The organism is Vibrio sp. SBT000027, assembly GCF_963894355.1.
Lineage (GTDB): Bacteria > Pseudomonadota > Gammaproteobacteria > Enterobacterales > Vibrionaceae > Vibrio > Vibrio splendidus.
This window is the reverse complement of sequence record NZ_CAWQGD010000004.1, coordinates 713442-732815: the sequence shown is the minus strand read 5'-3', so window position 1 is coordinate 732815 and position 19374 is coordinate 713442. Positions and strand designations below refer to the sequence as shown.

Genomic DNA, 19374 nt, shown 5'->3' with positions numbered 1-19374 from the left:
TCTTCTTATATATGCCCAAGATTTCACAACTTTGATAGATCTAAACTATCTTATTGATACTGGTAAAGATTAATAAGGATAGTTATGAATAAGTATATCGCAGAAATGTTCGGTACGTTTTGGTTGGTGTTAGGTGGTTGTGGTAGTGCCGTCTTAGCCGCGGCTTTCCCTGATGTGGGAATTGGTCTACTCGGAGTTTCCCTCGCCTTTGGTTTAACCGTACTCACCATGGCTTTTGCTATTGGCCATATATCCGGTTGCCACCTTAACCCTGCTGTCACCATCGGTCTATGGAGTGGTGGTCGCTTTGATGGCAAGGATGTTGCGCCTTATATTATTGCCCAAGTGATTGGCGGTATTATCGCGGGCGGCGTGCTATTTGTGATTGCTTCAGGCCAAGCTGGCTTTGATGCCGCGGCATCTGGCTTCGCTTCCAATGGTTATGGTGAGCACTCACCGGGTGGCTATTCGCTAACCGCAGCACTCGTGTGTGAAGTGGTCATGACTATGGTGTTCCTATTTGTGATCATGGGGGCAACCGATTCGAAAGCACCGGCTGGATTTGCACCTATCGCGATTGGTCTTTGTTTAACCTTGATCCACCTTATCAGTATCCCCGTCACTAATACCTCTGTGAACCCTGCTCGAAGTACTGGCGTAGCCGTATTTGTTGGGGACTGGGCTGTTTCGCAATTATGGCTATTCTGGATTGCACCGATTATTGGCGCCGTGATTGGTGCTGCGATTTACAAAGCCGTGCGTGGCTCTGATTGATCGTTTGAAAAGGTTTTAGAGTAGACGCGTTTCAGAATAAAGCTTTATAACAAAAAAGAAAAAGCCGCTTAGTGATGATTCACCAAGCGGCTTTTTTAGATCTTATGACGACCGAGTAAGGAGTGCGAAAGCGTGGTGCCATCCACCAGCTCTAGCTCACCACCGACGGGAACACCATGGGCGATACGGCTAGCGTTCACTTCATGGGCATTACATAGCTCAGCAATGTAATGCGCTGTTGCTTCCCCTTCTACTGTCGGGTTAGTCGCTAGAATTACTTCAGTGATATCACCACGACGTAAACGGTAATCCAAGACATCGAGACCGATATCACTTGGACCGATACCATCAAGTGGTGAAAGATGCCCCATAAGCACAAAGTAACGACCTGAATATTGGCCAGTTGCTTCAATGGCTGCAATGTCTGCAGGGCTCTCTACTACACAAATTTGACCATTTTCCTGACGTTTAGGATTGGTACAAATGTGGCAAGTATCTTCTTCAGTAAAAGTACGGCACTCATTACAATGACCAATTTCGGTCATTGCTTGGCTAAGAGCTTCAGCCAACTGTAGGCCGCCTTTTCTATCGCGCTGTAACAAATGAAAGGCCATACGCTGCGCCGACTTGGGGCCAACCCCAGGTAGACAACGTAAGGCCTCCATCAAATGCTCCAGCATATGACTGGTACGCATATTTAACCGTTCTAACTTTAAATAACGGCTTATTCAAGAACAAGCCGTTGGAAGAGACAGGTCTCTTATAAATAAGTCGCTTAGAAAGGCATTTTCATACCTGGTGGAAGTTGCATCCCACCAGTTACGCCAGCCATTTTCTCTTTTTGAGTCTCTTCAACACGACGAGCTGCATCGTTGAAAGCGGCTGCGATAAGATCTTCAAGCATCTCTTTATCGTCTTCCATTAGGCTTTCATCGATATCAACGCGACGAACACTGTGACTACCAGTAATCGTAATTTTTACAAGGCCAGCACCTGACTCACCTGTAACTTCCATATTTGCGATTTCTTCTTGAAGCTTTTGCATGCGTTCTTGCATTTGCTGGGCTTGCTTCATCATGTTGCCCATACCGCCTTTACCAAACATGTTATTACTCTCTGGTCTAATTGGTTTATTAAAATCATTTAAGCTACTAGGGCTTAAATGGGGGTTAAAACACTGTGATTCAACCCCACGAGTTCAGTTCTCTGATTTGCTTTCCAAGGATGATATGCTCATCACTAAATGAAAGGCATATCGATATTGGAGGAACACTATATTGGACGAACGCTGTCTCTATCCAACTCGGCAGCAAAACGTCTTTCGATAAACTGTACGTTGGCATCGTTTTCCAAACTGGTAAACGCGTCTTTCAACTTACTTTGATACAATCTTTCTCGCAGTTCTAGCGGTGTTTCTCCACCATCACCAATTTCAACACTCAAATGACACTCTTCTCCAAGCACAGTATTGAGAGACTGTAATAGCTCACTCTGTGCACGGTCCGTATTCAAGTGAGCCTGGCTCGCTCTTAACGTTAAGGTGATTGATGTGTCAATCTTAGTAAATACTGAGTTCAATGCTAACTGTTCAACAAGCTTGGCTGTCTCTAGCTTTTGAATCGTGGCGGACCATTCATCTTGAACAACCGACTCTTGAAGCAATTTATCGACCATTTCTGGTGTCTTAATATGCTCTAACGCACGCTTGATCTGAGTAGGTGTAAGCTCTTTGCTCACCTCTTTCACTACAGGTTTAGACGGTTTCCAGCGATAAGGTTCATTATCGTTGGTCACATTTTCTGTCGAAGAGGCGGTTAAAGAAGCTGGCGACACCCGCTCAGAACCACCGTGTTGCTGAGCAACTCGGTCAAGAACTGAAGTTTTAGCTGGTGTCGCTTTAGCCTTTTTTGGCGCCGAACCTTTGTTTTCTGTTGCTGCACCACCTCTACGTTGAGAACGCAATTGGTGACGTAAACCACTCACAGGCGAAGTTGCACGCGCTGGTTGCTCTTGCGAAGCAGAAGGAACAGGTGGAACAGAAGGTGCAACGGGAGCAACATTTGGCTGCTCTTGATTCTGATAATTAGCTTGCTGAGTCATGGGACTCATCGGCTGCTCTGTGCCGTAGCTTGGACGCTCATCATAAGCAGGTGGCGCGTCATACTGACTGTGCGGGTAATCCTGTTCTGGATAACCTTGGTTGCCTGAATGATCAGCGTAACCTTGCGAATCTGAATATTGGTTCTGATTCTGCGGCGGTTGCTGTTGCACAGGCTGCTGAACAGGAGCTTGCTGAGACACTTGAGGCTGTGAAACCGCTGGAGCATGAGCTGACTGTCTCGGAGCGGCCATTGGCGCAGCTTGACTCACTGGCTGAGCAACACTCTGAACCTGGTTCTGAACCGGATTCTGAGCTGCAGGAGCAGGCGCTGGGCTAGTCGACTCAGTCGAGATAGCCGTAGCAACAGTTTGCTCAGCAGGTCTGAATGCCAACATACGCAGAACCACCATCTCGATACCAACACGAGCGGTTGGCGATAATGGCAAGTCTTGACGCCCTTTCAACACTATCTGGTAGTAGAGTTGGATGTCTTGAGGGCTTAACGCTTTGCTCAGCAGTTCTAGCCTTTCAGCATCAGGCTGAGCCTTGTCTAAAGTCGATGGCAGAGCTTGATACATCGCTAAACGGTGTAATTGAGTCGCAAGTTGACTCAGCAATCCATCCCACTCAACGCCATTTTCAGCAAGAGCTTGAATGCAAGCCATCGCTAATTGTGGTTGTTTACTGCTAATCGCTTCAAGTAGATGAATCGCTTGGTCTGTATCCAGCGTTCCAAGCATGTGAGCAACAGTGTCTGTCACTACATTGCCATTACCTAATGCGATAGCTTGGTCTGTTAGGCTAAGAGCGTCACGCATACTGCCATCAGCAGCATGAGCAATCATTCCAAGCGCACGAGATTCAGACGTCACATTTTCTTGTTCAAGAATATGATCGAGTTGCTCGTGGATATTATCAACGCTAATCGGCTTAAGGTGGAATTGCAGACAACGTGACAATATCGTCACAGGAAGCTTTTGCGGATCCGTTGTTGCGAGCAAGAACTTCACATACTCAGGCGGCTCTTCTAAGGTCTTTAGAAGCGCGTTAAAACTGTGCCTAGACAGCATGTGTACTTCATCGATTAGGTAAACCTTGAAGCGACCACGTGCAGGCTTGTACTGAACATTGTCCAGAAGCTCGCGGGTATCTTCTACCTTAGTACGTGAGGCAGCATCGATCTCGAGCAGGTCAACAAAACGACCTTCATCGATCTCTTTACAGGTTGCACATTCATCACAAGGGGTTGAAGTAATGCCTGTTTCACAGTTGAGTCCCTTAGCAAACAAACGGCCGATGGTCGTTTTACCGACACCTCGTGTACCGCTGAATAGGTAAGCGTGATGCAACCTATTTTGGCTAAGGGCATTCTCTAATGCTGTTAAAACATGGGCTTGACCAACCACTTCTTTGAATTTGGTTGGTCGCCATTTTCGCGCTAACGCAAGATAGCTCATGAATAATTCCGAAAAGGATTAGTGACCGTCGAATTCGCAGATGCTAAACACTTCTAGACCTAAGCCTTGTAAGCGCTTGTCACCACCGATTTCTGGAAGGTTAATAACAAATGCAGCGTGTTCTACCACACCACCAAGCTGACGAATCAGCTTTGTTGTCGCTTCAATCGTACCGCCTGTTGCTAGCAAGTCATCAACCATCAGCACTTTATCGCCTTCGACGATAGCATCGGTATGGATTTCTAGCGTATCAGTGCCGTACTCAAGTTCATAAGATTGTGCCACAGTTTGACGAGGCAACTTGCCCGGTTTACGAACAGGGATGAAGCCGACACCTAGCTCAAGAGCAAGAGGCGCACCAAATAGGAAACCACGAGCTTCAGTACCAACGATCTTAGTAAAGCCCATGCCCTTGTATGTGTCCATTAACAGGTCGATTGTCGCTTTGTAAGCGGCAGGATCTTCCATCAAGCTTGTTACGTCACGGAACAAAATACCCGCTTTAGGGTAATCAGGAATGCTTTTGATGCTTGCTTTGATCAGAGAGATTTTTTCTGTGTTCATAATCTTATGCACTTCATTAGGCCGCTTTCCAAACTCTCGTTAACGAATCAAACATCAACGCTCGGAATTAAGGAAAGGTACGATTGGTATTCATTGCAACGAGAGTCATAACTCTGATTGCTGAAATAATAAACGCCCGCTATACAAGCAGGCACACTGGCTTAATGGTAGTGATTTTCTTTGCTGTCAGCAACCAACTCATGGGTTGGAAGTCGCATAAACCATGTGAGAAGAATAACAAGTACACAAATTAGGAAAACCTTGACCCAAATGATCGGGGCAAAGTAGATCGATAACGCAAAACTCAACAAGATAAAGAACACGCCACGCGTTTTAACTTGTTTGGTCACAGCACCGTGTTGATACCAATTGTTCAATAACGGGCCGAGCGTTTTATGCTCATGCATCCATTTGTGAACTTTGGGGTTGCTTCGCATGAAACATGCACTGGCAAGAAGGAGAAAAGGCGTGGTTGGCAGAACGGGTAAAACGATCCCTAGAACTGCAAGAATGATACAAAGGCCACCAGCAATATTGAGGCTTAAAACTCGAACGCTAATTGTGGCCTCCTTGAGTTAGCTATCACCGATCGGCGACGATAGCTTAACTAGAATGTTGCGTAACCATTGAATACTCGGATCAACGTAAGGGTTGCTGGTAGTAATGGAATCGCTAAAAATGCGGCTAAAAATCCTAAAAAATAGAATACATTAAACGGGTCTTGAAAGTCTTTGTTATCTGCCATGATTGCTTCTTGTTTTTGTTAGTAAAGGTAAGTATCTGGCGAACCAAACCCGCTTTGCTAAATCGACATTTAACAAAAAAGGCATAGCCACACCATTTGCGCAACTATACCTTAATCAATTATTCACAAAAACCGAGGAAATATAGGGTTAATCAGTGGACCCTTGGTGTATGTCTAAACTAAAACTGGCCGATCCAAGCAGGCTCAATGATAGCTGGCAGCCTTGTTCAATCGGAAGATCCCGTGTAATGAAGTTCTTCTTACAGTTCTCACCCAAGCGCTCGCCCGCCGCAATATGTTGATTCAATTCGCCATTCGACCATTGTCCATCTAAACCCGCAGGTAAAATAGAGATAGTTCCCACAGCAAGATCAGCAACACCAAACAAAGCATTCACAGGGGTCGAACATTTAGAGCAACGAATCCCCTTCTCCAAAATTTCCGCAATATCTTTGAGATCAACATTAAAATCTTTTCTATTTCTGATGTAATCGTGGAATAACGCTCTCACCAACAATGTGGCCGCTGAGCCGCCGTTATCAGAAGACGACGAATCGACAAGGTAGAAAGCAAACTGCCCGTTCATCATCCACGCATAATCAAACACAAGCGGCATCATTTCTGTTGATTGCAGTAAACGGTAACTGCAACGCCATGAGCCTTGTCGTGTGTCTTTCTCTGGAAGCAGCGCGTGCAATAAATCTCTTGCAGCACTCGGGTTATCTTGCAGGTAGTTTAGATGCCAATGCAGCTCTTGGTCTTCAGGGATCTCGCCACCGTCATCAACGCAGAACCATTGGCTTGAAAAATCTCGTTGGTCTGAAATGTTATCGAACGAATCTGTCAATGTATTCGCAATCGCACTTCCTAAGTGACCGTGATCCTCTAGAGGTTTCGCTAAAAAGTCTTTGATACCAAATCGTAATGCTTTCGCCACATCAGACATATCATCAGTGCCAGACACAACGATCATAGGCAGTGACGGATACTCTAAACTGAGCTCTTCTACAAGCTCAATGCCATCCAGTATCGGCATTGATAAGTCACACACAATTAAATCTGGCGCTGAGTCTCTAAGTTTTTGCAGAGCGTCCAGCCCATTTTCAGCCTCAACCACTTTATAACCAATCTTGTCTAAGTACGCGCTGGTTATCCGGCGAAAAATAGGATCATCATCAACCAACATAACGCATTTTTGGTTGAGAACTTCCTGAGCCGAGGTCATAACTGGCTGACTGTGAGTTTTGTACATAATCTCTAACCTCACAAAACTAAGTCGAATTATTATTGTTATCTGTTCTAAGAACTAATATAAAACTTAGTAATAAAATACTAAATACACAAATGTTCACTCTTTACTGGTAATTCGTGACAAGGGTTGGAATACTGGTAAATAGTGCAACGAGTTGACGTAACGCAAACATTGATCTCAATATTACGTATAAATTAGATGAGATTGTAAACAAATGTGTCTGGATTTATGAAATTAGATGATTTAAACCTCTTTCGACTTGTCGTTGAAAATGGGAGCTACACCGCAACATCGCGCAAGACAATGATTCCGGTTGCGACCATTACACGACGCATCCAAGCCTTAGAAGATTCTTTGAACCTAAGGCTTCTCAATAGACACGCGCGTAAACTCTCTTTAACAGAGGCTGGCGAACGTTTTTTCAATGAATGCTCACCGTTACTACAACGTCTATCTTCTACTGCAGAAGAACTCACTGACGTGTGTAAGGGTGCTTCAGGGAAGATTCGCATTACCGCCCCCTCGAACCTGACCAAGCGCATGATGATGCCGATGTTCAGTGAATTCATGACTCAATACCCTGATATCAATATTGAGCTGATGATGAACAACCAAGCTGATCAGCTTGATCCAACTGAGTGGGATGTCATTTTCAGAGTCGGCCCGCAGCGTGATTCAAGCTTAATCGCAAGAAAGATCAGTGAAGTGAAGGATATTCTTATCGCGAGTCCTGACTACTTAGCGAAGAACCCGGCACCAAGTCATGCAGAAGAGCTCGCGAATCATTCGCTACTTAAAGGCTATCCGCTGATTAAGTGGCAGCTGAGTAATTCGAATGAAGAGACGGTCGTGAATAGCGAGAAAGGTCGTTTCAACGCGAATGCGCTTAATGTCGTAAGACAAGCCTGTTCAGAAGGCCTAGGTATCACCCTAATGCCTGACGTAATGATCCGTGAATACATTGAAGATGGCAGCTTAGTGCAAGTCTTAGAAGACTGGAGTGCTAACCCTCGTGATATTTACATGCTTTATAACCACAAAGACCACCTGCCAGAGAAGGTTAGATTGTTTATCGATTTTGTGATCGCATACCACATTCACTAAGATTCAATCCCCTTCCCCCGCAAACAAAAAAACCAGAGCCGATGCTCTGGTTTTTTATTACTCATTTTTTATGAGTACGCTAAGCGCCTTCGTTATGTAACTCTAGGTTCGCGAGATCTTGTTGGATCTCACGCTCAACCTTTGAATCGTCATTACGTAAAGAGTCTAGGAAATCTAGGTACGCTTGGTCGATATCGCCCGTTACATACTCGCCGTTGAATACAGATGTATCAAAACGAGAGATGTCTTGATTACCCATACCTACCGCCGAGATTAAGTCTGGTAGCGTTTGGAAAATCAAAGCGTCTGCACCGATCTGCTTACAAATCGTTTCGTTGTCACGGCCATGAGCAATAAGCTCCGTCGCGCTCGGCATATCGATGCCGTAAACGTTCGGGAAACGAACCTCAGGAGCAGCAGAAACCATGAAGACTTTGCTTGCGCCAGAATCACGAGCCATCTCAATGATCTGCTCTGATGTCGTGCCACGAACAATAGAATCATCAACCAATAGAACGTTCTTACCTTTAAACTCAGAACGAATTGCGTTGAGCTTACGGCGAACCGACTTCTTACGCTGTTGCTGACCCGGCATGATAAACGTGCGGCCAACATAGCGGTTTTTCACGAAACCTTGACGGTATGGCTTATTGATCGCTTGAGCAATTCGTAGCGCAATATCATTCGATGTTTCAGGGATTGGAATTACCACGTCAATGTCTAGGTCTGCGTACTCTTCTTTAATACGCTTGCCTAACATCTCACCCATCTCAACGCGTGCGCTGTAAACCGAAATTTTATCAATGAATGAATCAGGACGAGCAAAATAAACAAACTCGAAAATACATGGGTTTAATTGTGGGTTATCTGCGCATTGTTTAGTGAAAAGCTCACCATTGAATGTTGCGTAGATAGCTTCACCAGGGGCAACATCGCGCATAAAATCAAAACCAACAGCGTCTAACGCTACCGATTCAGACGCAACCATGTACTCAGTTTTACCGTTAATTTCACGCTTACCAAGACACAGTGGACGAATACCATGTGGGTCACGGAATGCGATCATACCGTGGCCGATGATCATCGCTGTCACTGCGTAAGCACCACGAATAGTACGGTGCACGTTTGCAACGGCGCGGAACACATCTTCTGAAGTCACATTACCTTTAACAGTATCGATTTCATGAGCCAATACGTTCAGTAGAACTTCAGAATCAGAGGTTGTGTTGACATGACGACGGTCTTTTTCGAACAACTTCTCACGAACTTCACTTGCATTCGTTAGGTTGCCGTTGTGCGCCAACGTGATACCAAAAGGAGAGTTTACGTAGAAAGGCTGCGCTTCAGAAGCACTCGAGCTTCCCGCTGTAGGATAACGAACATGACCAATACCCACGTTACCTTGGAGGCGTTGCATGTGTTTTGCTTCAAAAACATCTTTAACTAAACCGTTCGCCTTACGCAGACGGAAACGATTGCTTTCTATGGTACAAATACCAGCGGCATCTTGGCCACGATGCTGCAATACCGTTAAAGCGTCATAAATAGACTGGTTTACAGGTGTTGAACCCACGATTCCAACAATACCACACATGTCCTAATCCTCGATTTTCGACATTAACTGGCGCTAAAGCGCGCCAGATAAGAAACTAGATGTTGCTTGTAAATGCTCAAAGAACGGCGCAATGATTCGGCTAAACTCCGGAACCAACTGCGAATTCTCCCACCACTCAGAACTTGGGAATGCAGTAAACGCATCCATGAAAAACAACACTGCTGAGACAATCAGAACACCACGTAAGCCGCCAAAGACGACACCGAGGATTCTGTCTGTACCCGACAGGCCTGTTTTCTGAACTAGCTGACCGATGACATAGTTAACTAAGGCACCGACAACTAACGTTGCAACAAATAATGCTGCTATCGCAGTTCCGTTTCGAAACATCTCATCTTCGATATTGGTGAAGTACATGGCTAATTTAGCGTAGTACTGGCTAGCAATAAAAAATGCTCCAAACCAAATAACAAGTGACAACGCTTCTTTAGCGAAACCGCGAACTAAACTGATCACGGCAGAGAAGCCGATCACGCCTAAAATGACAAAATCTAACCAATTCATGAATTCTTCATCTTAAGTTGGCGCGCATTTTAACAGAAAAAATGCTGACGCAAACGTTTTCTTATGGATTTAACGGTTTAAATTTGAGCAACTGGCCTTTTGAACCCGTAATTTTTTCTAATTCCTTAATTTGTCGCTCAAGTTTGGATTTAGAGACATCCGGGCCAATAATTACTCGCGTAAACGTTTTTTCTTGCTTGGTGTGAGCCTGGTAACCACGCTTTTGTAAATCCTTAACAACGTTTTTTGCGTTGTCAGCATTCTTCAAAGCCATCAATTGAATAATCCAAGCACTGTCTTGGTATTCATTTTTTTCAGGTACTGGCTTAACCACCACGGCCACTTTATCCGCTTCTTTACTATTTGAAGCCGACGCAGTTTGCTTATCTGAATTATCAACACCACTTTCAACCACTCGCTCAACCGGAGAGTCCGGCAGTGCAATCTGATCTTCAACAGGGTCGAGTACTTCAAAAACTTCTACATTACTATCAAGCTCTGGCTTAATCGGAATGCTTGCAAACTCTTCTTTATAGTGGAGCTTCTTACCATCCAGCACATCGGGCAATACAATCACACCAATGGCCACTAAAATGATGGTACCGACTAATCGGCTTTGGAATTTACTTGCCATTTAGTTTCCTTTTTTCTGCCAATGCTCCAATACTTCACCCACAGTATGGAAAGAACCGACCACCAGTACAACATCGTCACCTTTAACAGAAGCTAAAGCCGCTTCAAACGCTGCTACAGGGTTTGAATGCTGCTCTACGCCTTGAGGTAGGCTTTGACACAATTCAGCAGCCGTTGCGGCTCGTGGGCCGTTCAGCGAAGCTGGGTACCAATGTGTTGTGATTGGTGCTAATACTTCCAATGTCGCAGGGATATCTTTGTCATGAAGCATGGCGACTACAACGTGTAAATTTTTGCCTGCATACTTCTTTGTTACTTGCTGCGCAAAGTATTCAGCCGAATGCGGGTTGTGCGCAACATCAAGCACAATCACGGGTTGTTCGCTAATTTTCTGCATACGCCCAGGTAGCTGTGCGTTCTTCATGCCATTAACGATGTTCACATCGCTAATGCTAAGTTCTGAAGTACCTAATGCCATCAATGCTGTTGCTGCGTTAGGTAGCGGCAGGCTTGGAATAGGCAGTGATTCTAGTTGGAATGCCCCACTACGCCAGTTCCAAGTATCGCCGTCTACATCATAGGTGTATTGAATGCCCACCTGATAGAACTCAGCCTTAATGTCATCAGCGTGAGCAGCAACCGTAGCTGGTGGTTTAGGTTGACCACAGATAGCCGGCTTGCCACTACGATAAATACCGGCTTTCTCAAAACCAATCACATTGATGTCATCACCTAGCCAATCAACATGGTCGACAGCCAAACTGGTAATCACAGAAACATCATGCTCAACGATATTCGTCGCATCTAGGCGTCCACCTAGACCCACTTCTAATAACACAACATCAACCGCTTCAGTTTGAAAAGCACGTAACGCCGCTAAAGTCCCATATTCGAAAAAGCTAAGGCTGATCTCGCCGCGCTCTTTCTCAATGAAATTGAAAGACTGAACCATCTTTTCATCGGATAGATCTTGGCCGTTAATACGAACACGTTCGTTATAGCGAATTAAGTGAGGAGAACTGTAGACACCAACTGAGTAACCAGCATCCAACAGAATAGCTTCCATTAGTGCACACGTTGAGCCTTTGCCATTAGTTCCGGCAACAGTAATAACGTGTTGAGCAGGTTTGGTGAGGTTTGCCTTAGAGGCGACGGCCTGAACTCGGTCTAATCCAAGATCAATAGCACTTGTGTGGATGTTTGATAAATAATCAAGCCACATCTCCAAAGAGGATGTGGCTTGAGGAATAGGTTGTTGACTCATCTAACTCATAACCATGATTAAGTAGGTTTGTTAGAAGGTACTTTACCCTTTTTCTGGCGCTTCTGGTACTTCATAAGTAGCTTCATTCGGTGAATCGTTCACAGAAACTACTAATGGTGAAGGCTGGTTGGTCATTTTAGCAACAAGGCTTGCAACGCGCTGACGCATCTCACGACGGTCAACGATCATGTCGATAGCGCCGTGGTCGAGTAGGAACTCACTGCGTTGGAAACCTTCAGGAAGGTCTTCACGTACAGTTTGTTCGATTACACGACGTCCAGCAAAACCGATAAGCGCTTTTGGCTCACCGATGTTGATATCGCCAAGCATTGCCAAACTCGCAGAAACACCACCCATTGTTGGATCAGTCATTACTGAAACAAACGGTAGGCCTTTCGCAGATAAACGCTCTAGAGCAGCACTGGTTTTTGCCATTTGCATTAGAGACATCAATGCCTCTTGCATACGAGCACCACCACTTGCAGAGAAACAAACTAAACCACAGTTGTTCTCAATAGCCGCATCTACCGCTTTCACAAAACGAGCACCAACAACAGAGCCCATTGAACCACCCATAAATGAGAATTCAAAAGCACACGCTACGATTGGTAAACCTAGTAGTTCACCTTTCATTGCGATCAGCGCGTCAGTTTCACCACTGTTCTTTTGAGCAGTAGAGATACGTTCTTTGTAACGCTTAGAGTCTTTAAACTTCAGTTTGTCTTGTGGCTCAAGATCAGCACCTAGTTCAACGCGCTCACCTTTGTCTAGGAATGTATCCAGACGGCGACGTGCCTTCATGCGCATGTGATGGTCACATTTTGGACACACTTCTAGGTTACGCTCTAGTTCAGCATGGTAAAGAACCTGCTCACAAGAAGTACATTTAGTCCAAACACCCTCAGGGATAGACGCTTTACGAGATGTTACGATGTTGCTTTTTTCTAAAATCTTTTCAAGCCAACTCATGGAAGACCTTTTTGTTTCGATTCTTACGCTTGATTGCGAAAGAAATAAATTTGGGAATTATGCGTGGGAATTAAAGCACATAAAACAGCGACTGTAGATAAAAAACTGGTTGTACCTATTTTCTGGCACTATTTTACGCACGAAACCGTAATATTTTTTGAACCTAAGTCTCACATTTAGTTCAAATTATCCGGTAAAAACAGAGGTCCAATTGGCTCTCGTGGTAACTCAAAATGTTCAGGATAATCAACATCTACCAGATACAAGCCTTCCGCTTTGGCTGTTGCGCCAGCCACTTTTCGATCTTTAGCCTCTAAAAGCCACTGGATCCACTCTGGTTTTTGCTCACCTTTACCTACTGCAATTAGGCTACCCGTAATATTCCTCACCATGTGGTGAACAAACGCATTCGCTTTAATATCGATCACTATGTAGTGTCCATGACGAGTCACGTTTAAGTGAATCATGTTTCTCCATGGACTACGAGATTGACAATGTGTCGCTCTGAATGAAGTGAAGTCGTTCTCGCCTAACAAGTACTGACCCGCTTCATGCATCTTTTTTTCATCAAGGTGACCATGGTAATGGCTCACGCCTGAATTCAGAATGCCAGGACGTAGTGCATGATTAAAGATAATGTAGCGATAACGGCGTGCAGTTGCAGAAAAACGAGCGTGGAAATCCTCATTCACTTCTGTCGCCCAACGAACCGCAATATCTTTTGGCATGTTGGCATTCGCGCCCATTGTCCAAGCAACCATTTTACGATCAACATTAGTTTCAAAGTGAACGACTTGTCCCGTACCGTGAACACCGGCATCTGTACGACCTGCGCACATAACCTCTACAGGGTGATTCGCGACAACTGAAAGAGCCTTTTCCAATTCTTCTTGGACACTTTTCACGTCTCGTTGGCGCTGCCAACCAAAGTAGTGGGTACCGTTATATTCAATACCTAAAGCAATTTTCATGTTCTTGTTCTCTTTGAAAATGGGCAAGAAGTATATACGGAAATGAGTGCTAGCCCAAATAGGATGGGGCTAAAACTGCAATAAACAATCACTACCGCCCTAGACGGTGGTTTTAAGAAGCCAAATAAAACAAAGGCGCTTGGGCTCACCCAAAAATAAAGGGTAGCCAACGCTACCCTTTATGATTTTTTTAAATTTATCGACCGTTTAAGGTATCGATAAGATTCTTTGCCTCTCGACGAATATCATCGCTCCCGTCAACTATCGCCTCTTCTAGAAGTTTAATTGCACCTTGCGAATCACTCATCTCGATATAGATTTTAGCCAAATCGAGCTTGCCAGCAGCTTCTGCATTGTTGTCGACATCATAGTTGCCGATATCACCGATAACATCAGGGAATTCATTGAGACCAACATCCAGCTTCAACTCTTCATCATCTGGATTAATGGCTTCTTCGCCTTCTTGCTCTACTTGAGCCATCAGTTCGTCAATCGTCATGTATTGCTTATCACGACTGTTACCTGACTCTGTTAGATTATCTTGTTGACCCCAATTCTCTTCTTTAATTTTAGGTTCAGCTTGTTTTTCAGCCGATGCCCAAATCTCTTGTTGATCGTCAGGAACACCATTATGCATGCTTGATTGCTGCTCTGGAGCTAAGTTAAAGCCTTTCCAATCTTCACCGCCAACTTCAAGCATCGCATCGATATCGAGCCCTGCACTGTCAATCGACGTTGCATCTAATGGCTTCTCAAACATATTGTCGACTGAGTCTTGTACATCTTCTGAAAGCAACTCAGCCAATGCTGTTTCATCAAAATCGTCAAAGCCTTCTAGTGGTTCGTCTTGAACCGCTGTAGGTGCTGAGTTTGATTCTAAAGACGTTGAATTTAATCCTGAAGATGAACTCGGTGAATCATCTGGTTGTGCGAACGCTGCCAGTTCAGGTTCTTCTGCATCTGAGAAACCTGCTTCGCCCGAGAAACCCTCTGTATCGGAGAAGTCGTCAGCGTGACTAAAGCTTTGCGGGTTTGAGAACAAATCATGCAACGCATCTTGCTCTTCACCTTGAGGACTAAAAGAAGTCAGTGGTGTCGGCTTCTCTGCAAACGCATCTGAGATGGCTTCGTCTTCACCGTATTCAGGCAAATCAAGCTCATCGAACTCGACGCCTTCTTCTTCCGCTACTGGCTCTGCGCTGCTTTGCTCAATATCATCTAAAACAGAGTCTGCTTTTGCGCTTTCTTCGTCATATTCAGGAAGGTCAAGATCATCGAACTCAAACTTTTCTGCCTCAGGAGCGAGATCTTGCTCTAACTGAGCTTCATCAGGCTCACTAACGACTTCCGCCAATGCATCTTCTTCACCAAACTCTGGCAGTTCGAAGTCATCAAACGAGAACTCGTCTTCTTGTCCTAGAACTTCAGCTTGTTCCGTAGCTTCAACTTGCGGTGCCGTTTCTGCTTGAGGTTCAGCGTCTAGTTGAGTTTCAACAGCAGGAGTAACTGGTTCTGGTATTACTTCAGCTTCAGCATCGGCTTCTGTCAATGCGTCTTCTTCATTAAACTCAGGAAGTTCGAAGTCATCAAACGAGAACTCTTCTTCGCTGTCTTGTCCTGGAACTTCAGCTTGTTCCGTAGCGTCAACTTGCGGTGCCGATTCTACTTGAGGTTCAGCGTCTAGTTGAGAATCAACCGCAGGAGTAACTGGGTCTGGTATTACTTCAACATCAGCTTCAGCATCGGCTTCTGCCAACGCGTCTTCTTCATTAAACTCAGGAAGCTCGAAGTCATCAAACGAGAACTCTTCTTCGCTGTCTTGTCCTGGAACTTCAGCTTGTTCCGTAGCGTCAACTTGCGGTACCGTTTCTGCTTGAGGCTCAGCGTCTAGTTGAGAATCAACAGTAGGAGCAACTGGTTCTGGTATTACTTCAACATCAGCTTCAGCGTCCACTTCTTCCAACGCATCTTCTTTAGCTGTATCGTCTCCAATCAGCCAATCATTGTCTTCTGGTACACCGAACTCATTTGGAATGATTTCTGGCATATGTGCAGCACGGACTGGCTCTGGCTCTGGCTCTGGCTCTGGCTCTGGCTCTGGCAAGGATTCAACGATATTTTCAAGTTCATCGCTACCTTGAATTTTCGGTTCAAAGTCAAAATCAGAGTCTATATTCGCAGGAGATTCAACATCATCAATGGCTTCGGCTAACCAATCTTCTACCGTTTCTTCATCGTCTTCAGAGATATCATTTAAAGACGACGGCGAAGCTTGATCTTCAGTACTCGCAGCGATGTCTTCACGCTGATCTTGTACGTCGGCTTCTTTCGGTTCTAATTCTTGTTGCTCAGTGTCTTCTTGAGTCGACTCTTCAAAAACTGGTTTGTCAAAGTCAGAATTCTCAGAGAGCAACGAGTCAACATCCAGCTCATCATCTTTAACAGATGACACCGCTTCTTCTGGTGATAGTTCATTACTATCAGAAAGAGACGTTTGTTCTGGTTCCAAAGCACTTTCAATTGATGCTTCAGCTGTCTCTTCAGTAGCTTGCAACGAATCGCTGTCATCAGAAGTCATCAGCTCATCAATCAATGCTTCATCTGTTGTTTCTAGTGCGTCATCAAGCAACGCATCCGTTGCAGGCGCTACACCAAACAAGTCATCGATAAAGTCATCACGATTAAAGGCTTCATCATTTTCTGGCTTAACATCAGCACCGTCTTGAGTCAGTTCTAAATCTAATGAAGTATCACCAACAAGTTCAGGTTGTGGTGTTTCAGTAATGTCCGTTATTTGCTCAGACTCGGCTTCAGAAGGCTCTGACGTTAATTGAGTATGTTCAACATCTGAATCCTTGATAAGGTCGTCGCTGGCTTTGTCAGAACCAAAGGCAGCATCTAGCTCTTTATCAAACGTCTGCTCTTCTGATTCAAGCTCGTCTTCAATACCACTTGTCAGTAAATCATCAAACGGGTCTAAAGATTCAGATTTTGGTGAATCGGCTTGGTCCGCTGAAAGCGCATCATCCGATAGTTCACTATCAAGGAAATCATCCAGTAAGTCGGTGCTCTCTGCATCGAGTTCGAAATCATCATCAGAATCTCCGATTAATTCATCCAGAGTTTCCGTGCTGTCTTCTGCAATGTTTAGCTCATCATCAGTCGATAAACCAGAAAGCTCTTCAAGTTCGGATAAGGCATCAAAACCTAAAGGCTCACTTTCAGGCTCATCATCCGATTCATCGCCCAGCATTTCATCAAGGAGTTCGGTCGAGTTGCTTAGGTCAACGTCATCCCCTTCCAACTGCTCATCAAGTAGATCAACGCTGTCTTGAGTCTCTTCATCAACGATTGGCTTATCAAACTGAGACAGGATGTTTTCGATATCATCATCGGACGCCAAACCATTGTTTAGGTTCGTCGCTATTTCATCGTCGCTATCGAGGTTGAAAGGATCATTCGCTTGCTCGTTCTGAGCGGCAACCTGAGCAAAGATGTCATCAATATCATCCTCTACACTAGGAGCTGCGGATTGAGTGGTCTGTTGTTCAGAGATCAGAGCATCAATATCAAAATCGTCATTGCTTATGTCCGAAGGCGTAGCATCGCTTTGTTGTTCTGAGATAAGCGCATCGATATCAAAATCATCGGTTATTGATGTGTCGGCACTAGAAGTAGAATCACTTTGCTCTTCCGAAATCAAAGCATCGATGTCGAAGCTATCATCATCTTCGTCATCAAGAGAAAACAGGTCATCTAATAGTGACTGGTCTAATTCGTTAGAGCCTAAATCTTCAGTCTCGGATTCTTTAGATAGCAGTGCTTCAATGTCATCAGCAGACATTGCGTTATCATCTGAGAGGTCAAAATCGACTTCATCTGTATCAAGTGCGCTTTCTGCGCTTTTATCGAGCGCGCGCTCCATCTCTTCAAGACCAAGCGCTTTCTCTTCACCATTAACACTGATGCCGTTGCTGCTGTCCAAGTCTAGATCATCAAAGTTAGTGTCTAAATCACCATTTTCGCCAATGCTCGCAAATGGGTCATCATCTTCACCGTCGAGATTGAAATCGAGATCAGATTCATCCAATCCTGCAAATACATCGTCTTCTTCAGCAAGAGCTTGGTCGTCAAACAACTTATTGGCGTCATCTTCAGTGCCAAACAAGTCATCGTCTAAAGACAGCTCGTTAAGGTCGTCCATCTCGTCGCCCAGTGTAATAGGCGCGACGCTGCTTGGTTCAGGCTGAATCGTTTGTTCTTGAGTGGTTTGCTGTTGTTCTTCATTTTTAGAACGACGGCCTATCAGCATCACGATGATCAAACCAAGTAGAAGACCCGGAATAATCGCAAGAGCCGCAACTAACCAACCATTAGATAACAGTTCATCCATGGCACTTGGTGCCATTTTTTCAATTTCGGCGTTCTTTCTACGCTCTTCATCAAGCAGCTTTTCCACTTCGCTACGAATGCGGTCTTCATCACTGAGCTCTGTTTTTAGCTCATCCACTTCCAATTGAACATTCGACAGCATCAAACGAAGTTGATGGTTTTTTTCTTCAAGTGACAGTAACTCAGTTTCTGAAAGCTCTAACTGCTTCTCAAGGTGGTTCATTTCCTTGGCACCGGTTAGCGGCTTGTTACTCACTATCTCTTGATTACCAATTATCGATTTATCGACAACTTTAGGTTCACTAACCTTGGCTTTGGATTGTGCATTTTTAGGGGCTACATCTGGTCGACTTGGCGCTTGCGCTACTTTAGGTTTTGAAGCGGTAGGCTTTGTCGCAGGCGCATCAAGCTTAGCAAGGTGCGAGTTCATGATGTTGATAGCTTGCTGCGTCGAACTTGCACGTGCTTGCTCTAAAGAAGGCACACGTAAATTACTGGCAGGCAGCAGGCTATGGATATTCTGATTTTCAAACGCTTGTGGGTTTAAGCGATAAATCGCCAACAATGTTTGTTGAACTGAAACGGAGTTATCAGGGCGTAACCTTGAAGCAATAGACCATAGCGTTTCTGAGCCACGAGTTGGACCATAGAAACGTGAAGGCTCAGCGCTATTCAATTGCGCTCTTTGAAGAGGTTCTGAAAACGTAGGCGCTGATTGTATCTGGCCATTAGGCCCTACAACTCGAATGGAATCTGCACGAACAACGGAAATCTGAGTCGCAATGATAAAGGCAAAAGGCATTAACCACGGCTTGAAAAATTGAAACATAAAAGGCTCAGCTAGGTGCTTAAATTCGGAAAAGTGATGATCTATTAAATATATCGGATAAATGACGTAAAACTATAGAGATGAAAACAAAAAATGTGTTGCAGCAACAATATTCGCAGCAATTTCACACAATTTGACTAACAATATTTTCAATCGATTAAAAAAGCCCCACTAAAGAGTGAGGCTTGATAATCAAAGCA

15 protein-coding genes are annotated in these 19374 nt (G+C 44.7%); 2 read left to right on the top strand and 13 right to left on the bottom strand.

The features are described 5' to 3' along the window. The first annotated feature begins 84 nt into the window (after positions 1 to 84). On the top strand, positions 85 to 774 hold the full coding sequence (gene aqpZ, locus AACU28_RS13250; protein WP_017084067.1) for an aquaporin Z: 690 nt from the start codon (positions 85 to 87) through the stop codon (positions 772 to 774). 95 nt (positions 775 to 869) lie between these two features. On the opposite strand, the gene recR is transcribed toward aqpZ, so the two are convergent. The 6 genes from recR to AACU28_RS13220 form a co-directional block, all read right to left on the bottom strand. Continuing rightward, a complete protein-coding gene (gene recR / locus AACU28_RS13245) occupies positions 870 to 1469 on the bottom strand; it encodes a recombination mediator RecR (RefSeq protein ID WP_017079504.1) in 600 nt (199 codons plus the stop codon). An 80-nt stretch (positions 1470 to 1549) separates the two neighbouring features. Continuing rightward, entirely contained in the window at positions 1550 to 1879 is a 330-nt protein-coding gene (locus AACU28_RS13240) for a YbaB/EbfC family nucleoid-associated protein (RefSeq protein WP_004734156.1), read from the bottom strand. A gap of 167 nt (positions 1880 to 2046) precedes the next feature. After that, positions 2047 to 4332 (bottom strand): DNA polymerase III subunit gamma/tau, encoded by a 2286-nt coding sequence (dnaX, locus tag AACU28_RS13235; RefSeq protein WP_121603049.1) that lies wholly within the window; start codon positions 4330 to 4332, stop codon positions 2047 to 2049. An 18-nt stretch (positions 4333 to 4350) separates the two neighbouring features. Continuing rightward, positions 4351 to 4896 carry an adenine phosphoribosyltransferase gene (apt, locus tag AACU28_RS13230; protein ID WP_121603048.1) on the bottom strand — a complete coding sequence of 182 codons (546 nt, stop codon included), beginning with the start codon at positions 4894 to 4896 and terminating at the stop codon, positions 4351 to 4353. Between the two features lie 161 nt (positions 4897 to 5057). Further along, entirely contained in the window at positions 5058 to 5429 is a 372-nt protein-coding gene (locus tag AACU28_RS13225; protein WP_029222189.1) for a YbaN family protein, read from the bottom strand. A gap of 360 nt (positions 5430 to 5789) precedes the next feature. Beyond that, a complete protein-coding gene (locus AACU28_RS13220; protein WP_004734168.1) occupies positions 5790 to 6893 on the bottom strand; it encodes a response regulator in 1104 nt (367 codons plus the stop codon). A 228-nt stretch (positions 6894 to 7121) separates the two neighbouring features. On the opposite strand from AACU28_RS13220, the gene AACU28_RS13215 reads away from it, so the two are divergent. After that, entirely contained in the window at positions 7122 to 7997 is an 876-nt protein-coding gene (locus tag AACU28_RS13215; protein WP_004734167.1) for a LysR family transcriptional regulator, read from the top strand. 79 nt (positions 7998 to 8076) lie between these two features. Here AACU28_RS13215 and purF read toward each other — a convergent pair whose 3' ends face one another. From purF to AACU28_RS13180, 7 genes are all read right to left on the bottom strand, one after another. After that, positions 8077 to 9591 carry an amidophosphoribosyltransferase gene (gene purF, locus AACU28_RS13210; protein WP_004734166.1) on the bottom strand — a complete coding sequence of 505 codons (1515 nt, stop codon included), beginning with the start codon at positions 9589 to 9591 and terminating at the stop codon, positions 8077 to 8079. 33 nt (positions 9592 to 9624) lie between these two features. Then, complete coding sequence (locus tag AACU28_RS13205) at positions 9625 to 10116, bottom strand: CvpA family protein (RefSeq protein ID WP_004734165.1); 492 nt, start codon at positions 10114 to 10116, stop codon at positions 9625 to 9627. A 61-nt stretch (positions 10117 to 10177) separates the two neighbouring features. Next, the gene (locus AACU28_RS13200) at positions 10178 to 10750 is read right to left on the bottom strand and encodes an SPOR domain-containing protein (RefSeq protein WP_004734164.1); all 573 of its coding nucleotides are present in this window, start codon (positions 10748 to 10750) and stop codon (positions 10178 to 10180) included. Beyond that, positions 10751 to 12013, bottom strand: coding sequence for a bifunctional tetrahydrofolate synthase/dihydrofolate synthase (folC, locus tag AACU28_RS13195; protein ID WP_004734163.1), 1263 nt, complete (start codon positions 12011 to 12013; stop codon positions 10751 to 10753). It abuts the gene before it with no gap. A 42-nt stretch (positions 12014 to 12055) separates the two neighbouring features. After that, entirely contained in the window at positions 12056 to 12982 is a 927-nt protein-coding gene (accD, locus tag AACU28_RS13190; protein WP_004734162.1) for an acetyl-CoA carboxylase, carboxyltransferase subunit beta, read from the bottom strand. Positions 12983 to 13158: 176 nt separating this feature from the next. Then, positions 13159 to 13953 carry a tRNA pseudouridine(38-40) synthase TruA gene (gene truA / locus AACU28_RS13185; RefSeq protein WP_004734161.1) on the bottom strand — a complete coding sequence of 265 codons (795 nt, stop codon included), beginning with the start codon at positions 13951 to 13953 and terminating at the stop codon, positions 13159 to 13161. A 196-nt stretch (positions 13954 to 14149) separates the two neighbouring features. Then, a complete protein-coding gene (locus AACU28_RS13180; protein WP_121603047.1) occupies positions 14150 to 19174 on the bottom strand; it encodes a FimV/HubP family polar landmark protein in 5025 nt (1674 codons plus the stop codon). Positions 19175 to 19374 lie beyond the last annotated feature (200 nt).

Bases quoted from the DNA above. Each gene is read 5' to 3' on its own strand.
- aqpZ (WP_017084067.1), top strand. From the start codon at position 85: ATGAATAAGTATATCGCAGAAATGTTCGGTACGTTTTGGTTGGTGTTA.
- recR (WP_017079504.1), bottom strand. From the start codon at position 1,469: ATGCGTACCAGTCATATGCTGGAGCATTTGATGGAGGCCTTACGTTGT.
- AACU28_RS13240 (WP_004734156.1), bottom strand. From the start codon at position 1,879: ATGTTTGGTAAAGGCGGTATGGGCAACATGATGAAGCAAGCCCAGCAA.
- dnaX (WP_121603049.1), bottom strand. From the start codon at position 4,332: ATGAGCTATCTTGCGTTAGCGCGAAAATGGCGACCAACCAAATTCAAA.
- apt (WP_121603048.1), bottom strand. From the start codon at position 4,896: ATGAACACAGAAAAAATCTCTCTGATCAAAGCAAGCATCAAAAGCATT.
- AACU28_RS13220 (WP_004734168.1), bottom strand. From the start codon at position 6,893: ATGTACAAAACTCACAGTCAGCCAGTTATGACCTCGGCTCAGGAAGTT.
- AACU28_RS13215 (WP_004734167.1), top strand. From the start codon at position 7,122: ATGAAATTAGATGATTTAAACCTCTTTCGACTTGTCGTTGAAAATGGG.
- purF (WP_004734166.1), bottom strand. From the start codon at position 9,591: ATGTGTGGTATTGTTGGAATCGTGGGTTCAACACCTGTAAACCAGTCT.
- AACU28_RS13205 (WP_004734165.1), bottom strand. From the start codon at position 10,116: ATGAATTGGTTAGATTTTGTCATTTTAGGCGTGATCGGCTTCTCTGCC.
- AACU28_RS13200 (WP_004734164.1), bottom strand. From the start codon at position 10,750: ATGGCAAGTAAATTCCAAAGCCGATTAGTCGGTACCATCATTTTAGTG.
- folC (WP_004734163.1), bottom strand. From the start codon at position 12,013: ATGAGTCAACAACCTATTCCTCAAGCCACATCCTCTTTGGAGATGTGG.
- accD (WP_004734162.1), bottom strand. From the start codon at position 12,982: ATGAGTTGGCTTGAAAAGATTTTAGAAAAAAGCAACATCGTAACATCT.
- truA (WP_004734161.1), bottom strand. From the start codon at position 13,953: ATGAAAATTGCTTTAGGTATTGAATATAACGGTACCCACTACTTTGGT.
- AACU28_RS13180 (WP_121603047.1), bottom strand. From the start codon at position 19,174: ATGTTTCAATTTTTCAAGCCGTGGTTAATGCCTTTTGCCTTTATCATT.